The organism is Actinomadura sp. KC216 (genome assembly GCF_004348535.1).
Taxonomy (GTDB): Bacteria; Actinomycetota; Actinomycetes; order Streptosporangiales; family Streptosporangiaceae; genus Spirillospora.
On record NZ_SMJX01000376.1, the window covers coordinates 1 to 7,499 of the forward strand.

At 66.3% G+C, this 7,499-nt stretch carries 9 protein-coding genes; 6 read left to right on the plus strand and 3 right to left on the minus strand.

Annotated features, from left to right (window positions below):
* Window positions 1-129 precede the first annotated feature (129 nt).
* From E1264_RS37410 to E1264_RS37435, 5 genes are all read left to right on the plus strand, one after another.
* Window positions 130-780 carry a thiopeptide-type bacteriocin biosynthesis protein gene (locus tag E1264_RS37410; RefSeq protein ID WP_132181428.1) on the plus strand — a complete coding sequence of 217 codons (651 nt, stop codon included), beginning with the start codon at window positions 130-132 and terminating at the stop codon, window positions 778-780.
* Window positions 777-2,012, plus strand: coding sequence for a lanthionine synthetase C family protein (locus E1264_RS37415; protein WP_132181430.1), 1,236 nt, complete (start codon window positions 777-779; stop codon window positions 2,010-2,012). Before E1264_RS37410 ends, E1264_RS37415 begins: the two co-directional genes overlap by 4 nt.
* Entirely contained in the window at window positions 1,994-3,079 is a 1,086-nt protein-coding gene (locus E1264_RS37420) for a thiopeptide-type bacteriocin biosynthesis protein (protein ID WP_132181432.1), read from the plus strand. The genes E1264_RS37415 and E1264_RS37420 overlap by 19 nt, the downstream gene beginning before the upstream one ends.
* 1,001 nt (window positions 3,080-4,080) lie before the next feature.
* Entirely contained in the window at window positions 4,081-4,365 is a 285-nt protein-coding gene (locus tag E1264_RS37430) for a hypothetical protein (RefSeq protein WP_132181434.1), read from the plus strand.
* A 239-nt stretch (window positions 4,366-4,604) separates the two neighbouring features.
* On the plus strand, window positions 4,605-4,862 hold the full coding sequence (locus tag E1264_RS37435; RefSeq protein ID WP_132181436.1) for a hypothetical protein: 258 nt from the start codon (window positions 4,605-4,607) through the stop codon (window positions 4,860-4,862).
* 7 nt (window positions 4,863-4,869) lie between these two features.
* Here E1264_RS37435 and E1264_RS37440 read toward each other — a convergent pair whose 3' ends face one another.
* A complete protein-coding gene (locus E1264_RS37440) occupies window positions 4,870-5,073 on the minus strand; it encodes a hypothetical protein (protein ID WP_132181438.1) in 204 nt (67 codons plus the stop codon).
* A gap of 97 nt (window positions 5,074-5,170) precedes the next feature.
* On the opposite strand from E1264_RS37440, the gene E1264_RS37445 reads away from it, so the two are divergent.
* Window positions 5,171-5,605: a hypothetical protein gene (locus E1264_RS37445; protein ID WP_132181440.1), complete on the plus strand. Its 435-nt coding sequence runs from the start codon at window positions 5,171-5,173 to the stop codon at window positions 5,603-5,605.
* A 56-nt stretch (window positions 5,606-5,661) separates the two neighbouring features.
* Here E1264_RS37445 and E1264_RS37450 read toward each other — a convergent pair whose 3' ends face one another.
* Window positions 5,662-6,126 (minus strand): transposase, encoded by a 465-nt coding sequence (locus tag E1264_RS37450; protein WP_132181442.1) that lies wholly within the window; start codon window positions 6,124-6,126, stop codon window positions 5,662-5,664.
* A gap of 251 nt (window positions 6,127-6,377) precedes the next feature.
* On the minus strand, window positions 6,378-7,499 hold a 1,122-nt coding region (locus tag E1264_RS44100), incomplete at its 5' end, for a hypothetical protein (protein ID WP_165964575.1).

The following is a 7,499-nucleotide window of genomic DNA, read 5'->3' on the forward strand; positions in this document are numbered from 1 at the left end:
CTCACCCGCATGATCAAGCACCGCCTCAAAGTGGTCCAGCACCACCCCGACGTGATCGATGGCTGCCTGACCACCACAGGCCTCACCCTCACCACCACACCCGCCAACACCAATTAATCCTGGTTAGAGATGTACGTGCGGCTGCCGGGATCCGCCGACTACGGCGCCGCTGCGTCCCGTGTCGGCCGCTGGGCGGCCGACCTGCGTGACCGCGGCCTAGTGCCACACCTGCGGTTGGGCACCTACCATCCTGAGACCGGACGGTTCGGCCACGGTAAGGCGGCAACCTCAGCGGAGAACGTCTTCGCCGCCGACTCGGCCGCCGCACTCGCCCAGATCGCCGTGGCAGCCCGTATCGGGATATCGGCACAGGCACTTGCCGCAGCCAGTCTCGTCGACCTCGCCTCCTCCTACGCCAAGACCTCTACGCATGGTCTGAACTGGCTCATCGACCAGCTCCCGCATCAAGCAAAACCGAGAAACGCGCTCCGCGATCAGGCGGTAGAGCTGGCCAACCCCTGCCGCGAACACGCGACGATGCGATCCCTGCCCGGCGGCGACGACGTGGTGGCGACCTGGAACGGACGCAGAAGGGCGCTCACCACCTACCGCACCCACCTAGCCGACCAGCGCGAACCTTCCTCAACGATGCGGCCCCTACTCCACCTGCACCACGTTCGGTGCCTGGGGGTCGACCCCGATGGCGAGCGAGTCAGCAACAGCCTGGCCCGTGCCGCCGCGCTCAGCCAGCTCGCCCGCAGCCGCCGGGAGCAGCAATGACCGCGCCGACCGTCATCGCGCCGACCGTCCGCCAGGCCGCCGAGACACTCTCCCAGTCCCTGACACCATCGATACTGCGCGTACAACACCCCGGCTCGCTCCAATCGCTAGCCACCGGAGCGGCAGGGATCGCGCTCCTACACATTGAACGTGCGCACGTCGGCCTGGGCAGTTGGCAGACCGCACACACCTGGGTCAAAGCGGCCACCCACAACCAGATCAGCGCCGACGACCACGCATGCCTGTACTTCGGCGCGCCTGCGGTCGCCTTCGTCCTCAGCGCAGCCGACGCCGACGGCACCAGCCGTTACCGCGCCGCCAATGCGCGGATCGACACCCATCTCACCGCGTTGGCGCATCGCCGAGTCGATCTCGCCCTGGAGCGCATCCGCGATGGTCAACATCCAGCGTTCGCCGAGTACGACCTGCTGCACGGGCTGACCGGAATCGGCGCGTATCTCCTCCGCCACGCCCCAGGCAACGATGCGCTAGGCCGGATCCTGCAATACCTGGTGCGTTTGACCGAACCGCTACGCACAGGCGGGCGATCGCTGCCTGGCTGGTGGGCCCGGCACGGTCCCAATGTCAAGGACACCCACGCTGCCCGTGGGGGGCATGCGAACTTCGGCATGGCCCACGGCGTTGCGGGGCCACTTGCGCTGCTCGCCCAAGCCATGCGGGCCGGGATCACCGTTGATCGGCAGGCCGATGCGATCGGACGGATCTGCGCCTTTCTAGACGCCTGGCACCACAATGATGCCCTCGGATCGTGGTGGCCCCAATGGATCACGATGGACGACCTACGCACTGGCCGATCGAACCAGCCCGGCCCCGGGAGACCGAGCTGGTGTTACGGCACGCCAGGACTCGCGCGTGCCCAGCAACTGGCCGCCATCGCCACCGGCGACGACCACCGCCGTCACCTGGCCGAGGCCAGCTTGGTCGCGTGCCTATCCGATCCCACCCAGCTAAACAAGCTCGTCGATGGAAGCCTGTGCCACGGCTGGGCCGGTGTGTACCAGACCACCCTTCGAGCCTCGCGGGACGCACTCAACTCGCAGATCAGCGCCCGGCTACCGCACCTCACCAAGCTGCTCACCCGGCACGCGGCAAGACAGTTTGAGCCCGCCGGACTACTGGAGGGCAGGGCCGGTCTCGCACTCGCCCTGTATACCGCCGCTGGCGCCAAGCCGCCGATCTCCGGATGGGACACATGCCTGATGATCAACTGAGCCACCGAACCAATCGCGCCCAGCCCAAGAGGCCAGCGGACGGGACAGCGAAGACCGCGCTGCACGACATCGATAACAGCGTCGCCGCGGTCCTGGCCGGCGTGCCGCTGAACCACGCCGCCGCCCGCGGCGGTCTACCACCCGCCGACCTCGCCCACGCTGTCCAGACTTACCGAACGGCGGGACGAGCCGCGCTTCACGCACGGATAACGGGCCGCTCCTGGCTCCAAACCAATATCCAGTTCACGGCTTGGGACACCGCCGAACGGATCGCGGCCACCCACCTCGCCCCACACCTGAATGCCCTCAACGAGGAGAACCTCGTGACGGCATGGTGGTTCATCCGCAAGGCGCCCTGCTGGCGGATGCGCATCCTGCCTACCCCAGCCGCAGTCATCGACGTGAAGACATCCTTCGGCACCGTCCTCGACAGACTTCTCGCGGAAGGGGCGATCGAGCGGTGGTCGGAAGCCATCTACGAGCCAGAATCAGCCGCGTTCGGCGGCGCCAGCGCCATAGAGTTCGCCCACAACCTCTTCCACGCCGACAGCCGCAGCATCCTCGACCAGGTATTGCGAAGCACGACCCCGGGCCAATCGGCACTCGGACGACGCGAACTATCGATCCTGCTCTGCAGCGCGCTGCTGCACGGCGCACGCCAGGATTGGTACGAACAAGGCGACATTTGGCACCGCATCACGCACCTACGCCCCCTTGCTGCCGACATCCCGCTTCATCGACTGCGAGAGATGGCATGCCACCTTCGCGTGTTGATGACCGCCCAGACTCCCACCACCAACGTCCTTTTCGCCCCTGACCAGCCCCTGGCCGCGATCGTCCCCTGGATCACCGCATTCGACCACGCTGGGCGCGCCCTCGCAGAATCAGCAGACCAGGGATGCCTGGAACGGGGACTACGCGACGTCCTGGCCCACCATATGATCTTCCATTGGAATCGGCTCGGCCTGTCCGCCAGGACCCAGAGCATCCTCGCGCGGGCGGCACGCGACACCGTCCTGGACCAGCCATACCCGACCCCCGACGCGTCGGCTGCGGACGGTGGGTGATGTGGCCCCGGCCCGACAACCGTGAGGTGGTTCAGTGGATGCGTACCGCCCACCGCCACGCCCGAGCCGCCATGGGCGTCACTATCCACCAAGACGACGACCAAGAGGCATGGGGGTGGCGTGGCAGAACGCTCGGCCGCCGTGTCGTGGCACCGGACGGCCTGGCCTGGCTCCGCGTGGCCTGCGCCCCGATCGGCAAGGCCGTCACCACATTCTGGGACGGCGCCATCGAAGCCGAACAGGCCCTGCCCACCTCAATCCCGCGACCCCGGTTGCGCTCATGGCACGACTGGAATGACCGGGAATGGCAATACCGAGCGGAACTGTACGACCACTTGAGCGATCCTCCCGCATCAGCCACCCCGATCTTGAGCGCGACCCTGAATCTGCCCCCGTCATGGTGGGCCGGCTTACGGGTAGCGCTCAACGACATCGCAGCGGTGCCGACCCGCCGCCTCACCGTTCATCAAGGCTTTCTTGATCACGCCATGCCTAGGTTATTGGGAACACCGATAAGCACCTCGTCTCCGGGGGCATGGGTCTCCGCCCACGGAGACCTTCATTTTGCAAATGTCTGCACACCGACGCTGCGTCTATTCGACTTCGAAGGCTGGGGCTTGGCCCCGCCCGGGTACGACGCAGCAATGCTTCACAGTCACAGTTTGCTGATTCCATCGGCCACCGCCCAGGTCCGCCACGAGCTCGCCCCTATACTGAACACCGCTTCTGGTCGTTTCGCCGAATTGGTAGTTATTGCCGAGCTACTTCACGCTGCCACTCGTGGTCACTGCCAGTCGTTAGCCGAACCACTGGTTCAGCGAGCTGGCCGGCTTCTTGGGCGCACAGTTCTTCTACCTGCCACTATCCGAAAAGACGCCTGAGAGAAGGACTCATAGGCCGGAGAGAGGCCACTTTTAACGGGAAAGGCAGAGAAAGGTGAAGAAGGGCGCGCTTTTCGTTCCCGGAAGGGATGTGTCGGGGCGCGAGTGTACGCTCTGCCCATGGCGCAGGAGAACGACAATCATGGGTACGTCAAGGAGAAGATGTGGGTTACACGCCGGAAGGACTCTCGCTACTCGAACTCACGAAAGAGGCCAGGAGAGTTCAGTCCACTCACGCGCAGCGATGTAGATGCGGAGCTTGACCAGGTCACTCTCAGTCACATCGAGGAGGAGGCGTTCGACTCAGAGCCGATCCGCCCATACGAGGAACCCGAGCCACCTCGCCGCTCGAAGGAGCAGGAGGAGCGGGACGAGTTCGTTCAGAAGATCGTACGCGAGCTATAGATCGTTGCGATCGAGTATGGCGCGCCCTACGCCAGGCGGCTCTGGATCGAGAAGCTACGCCCCGCCTTCCGGGCGCGAGCAGAACACTGGGGCGAACGCAGAGCGCTCCGCCGTCAGCGCCGAGCTGAGGAGAAGAACACCGTGATCGAGGCGAGGATCGTTGAACCCACCCAGGACATCGCCGCCTTCGCTGAGTTCAAGACGAACATGACCAGCTCCGAGGACAAGCTCGCTACCTCATGGCGTTGGCAGCGCAACGCTTCGCTGAGGAGCAGATGCGACTGGTGGCGGCTGCCGACATCCGCGCAGACGAGGGGTTCCAAGAGTTGGAGCACGCGCTGTCAGAGTTGCCGCCCGAGCAGGTTGCCAAGATGCTTCAAAGGTTCGAAGCGAATCCATCACTCCTCGCCGGCGATGTGCTGACCGGTCTCGGCATGATCCTCGGGATTCAACGAGCCGATGGTCCGTCGCCCCTTGCGGAACGCCGCCGGCTCTGATCGCTGTTCAGCGAGCAATGGCCGCCAGCCCTCGCTTCAGCCACCTCACGAAGACTCTGCCTTTCATGGGCCGTCCGTCGGCGTCGTAGCCCCGGTGCAGAACCTCTGCCTTGATCCAGAAGCCATTCTCGATGATGGGGCTGACTTCTCGCTGCCCGTGACCTTCTGCGATGACGGCACTGCCGCTGTGGGTGAGGTCGAGGCCGTTCACGTGCTGCTAGGAGGCCGCCCCCTCACCGAAGCCTTCCTGACGGGGCATCACTCGACCAAGCTGGGGCGCACACAGCGATCGAAAGCTGGAGGGCGCAATGGGAGCGACCATCATCGGAATCGGCGGAACGCTACTCGGGGTTCTTGTCGGAGGGCTCGCCCAGCACGCTCAGGCGGCACGAACTCGTAGATGGCAGCGGGCGGACTCCCTCACTGACGCCAAGCGGCGGCTGTATGCCGAGTATCTGCGCGCCATCAGCGCCAGCTATGCCCAGGCGCTGGCCGGTCAGCGCACCCGCACCGAGGACGCCGCGCTCCTGGCCGCCACCGCCGAGATCGAGATCCTTGCCGGGCGTAACGTCGCTGAGCCCGCCCGCGCCCTCACCGACACAGTCCTGCACGTCCACGCCCGCATCTCCGACGGCGCTAGCGTACCGGTGTCAGACGTCGAGCAGACCAACGACCGCCGTCTGGCTCTCATCGAGCTCCTCAAAGCTGATCTCGGTATCTCGGCAGGGATGCCCTGGCTCTGACGGTTTGCCGTGGGATCTGGCCCACTTTCGTGATTGATGCGGCTCCGTCGGCCCGTTCAGGTGCGCTGGGCGGTGAGCAGTACCCGTTTACGGAGTAGCGGCAGGCCGGCTCGTCCGAACATCTGCCGTTTGATCACCTTGATGTGGTTGACGCGGCCTTCGACCGGGCCGGAGTTCCAGCGGCCGGTCAGCCCGACGGTGACGGCGTCGAGGTCCTGCTCCAGACCCTTGGCGAAGAAGGAGATCCCGGGCAGCCCGGCAGCGTGGGCGTCGCTGATCCATCGCGGGAGATCGTGGCCGCTCAGTTGGGTGAGCATGGTGGCGAAGGCGCGAATGTGCTGGTCGGCGAGTTCCAGTTCGGGGCAGCGTTCCAGCAGGGCTTTGAGCTGGGGCCGTTCGTCCTCGGTGAGGGAGTCGGGATGGCGGGTGAGCCAGCCGGTGACCTCGCGCACGGTCGCCACCCCACCAGCCGCCTGCTCAACCCGCTCGACCTCAACCTCGGCCAGATGAGGCAGCAGCACCCCAAGATCATGATCTGCCCACGTGACACATGCTCGTCCGCGACCAGCGGGCTACGGGGCAGTACCGCCCAGCACCTGAACGGCCGACGGAGCCGCATCAATCACGAAAAGTGGGCCAGATCCGATCCGCGCTGGCCGCTGTCAGCCACGCTTCCATATGGTGCGAGCTCAGGTCTGCTCTGACGAATTCCCCGCCAAAGGGCACCCTTACCGGTATTGGCGTGCTAGATGCTCGGGGCGCCGGCCATGGGCTACCTGGGCTCCTCGGTTGAGGGGCGGCCGGGATCTGCGCCAGGGAATCGTTGGACGAGCTGTTCGGCGATGTGGGTGGCTTGTGGGGCGCCGAGCTTGAGGTAAAGGTCGTGCGCCTGGCGTAGGTGGTGGGTTCGGGTTTCGGGGTCGTCGCGTAGGTCGGCGAGGCGGGCCATGAGGGTGTGGATGTTGGCGGTTTCGTGCTGGGCGTCGACCTGCTGGGTGAGGGCGCGGGCCGCGTGGAGGTCGGTGTCGGCGTCGTCGAGCCGGCCGAGGTGCAGGTGGCTGTCGGCTCGGCCGGTGAGGGCGCGGGCGTGCAGGTAGGGCTCGTGGTGCGCGGCGAAGTAGCTGATGGCTTCGTCGTGGTGCTCGATGGCGCGGTCGTGGTGGCCGGTCCTGGCGGCGACCTCGGCCAGGTGGCGGGTCATGAGCGCGGCGCCGCGCGGGTGGCCGATGTGGCGGTGGATGTTGCGGGCCCGGGTGAACGTTTCGGCGGCCTGGTCGAGCTGGCCGGTGACCATTTGCGCGACGCCGAGCATGTCCAGCGCGGAGGCTTCTCCGATCGGGTGGTCGGCTGCGCGTTCCAGGTCGAGGGCGTGCTGGGCGTGGGTGATGGCGGCCGTGTGGGAGCCGCGGTTGTTGTGGTAGGCGGCCAGCCCTTCCAGCATCCGGGCCTGCGCCAGGATGTCCTGGGCGTCTTGGGCGGCGGTCAGCCCGCTGCGGTGGAACTGCTCGAAGTGCGTGTAGTGCTTGCGGTGGGTGAACAGCCCCCACATGGCCTCGGCGATCTCCCACGCGCTGGTGTGGTCGCCGTACAGGTGCGCTTCGTGGAGCAGGGCGAGCAGGTTGTCGCGCTCGACCTCTTGCCAGTCCAGGGCCGTGATGGTGTCGGGGAAGGTGGTCGCGGGCGGCTGGGTGAAGTATCGGCCCAGGTACCAGCGGTGGGGGTTGATGGTCCGTTGGGCGGCGACCGCGATCTGCAGCATCCGGGTGGTGATGCGGTCGAAGGCGGCTCGCCGGTCGGGTTCGGGGTCGGTGGTCTCGGTGGTGTCGCGGGCGTGCTGGCGGGTGAGGTCGTGGTAGCGGTACCGGCCGGGGGAGTGCTGGTGGAGGAGTTGGGC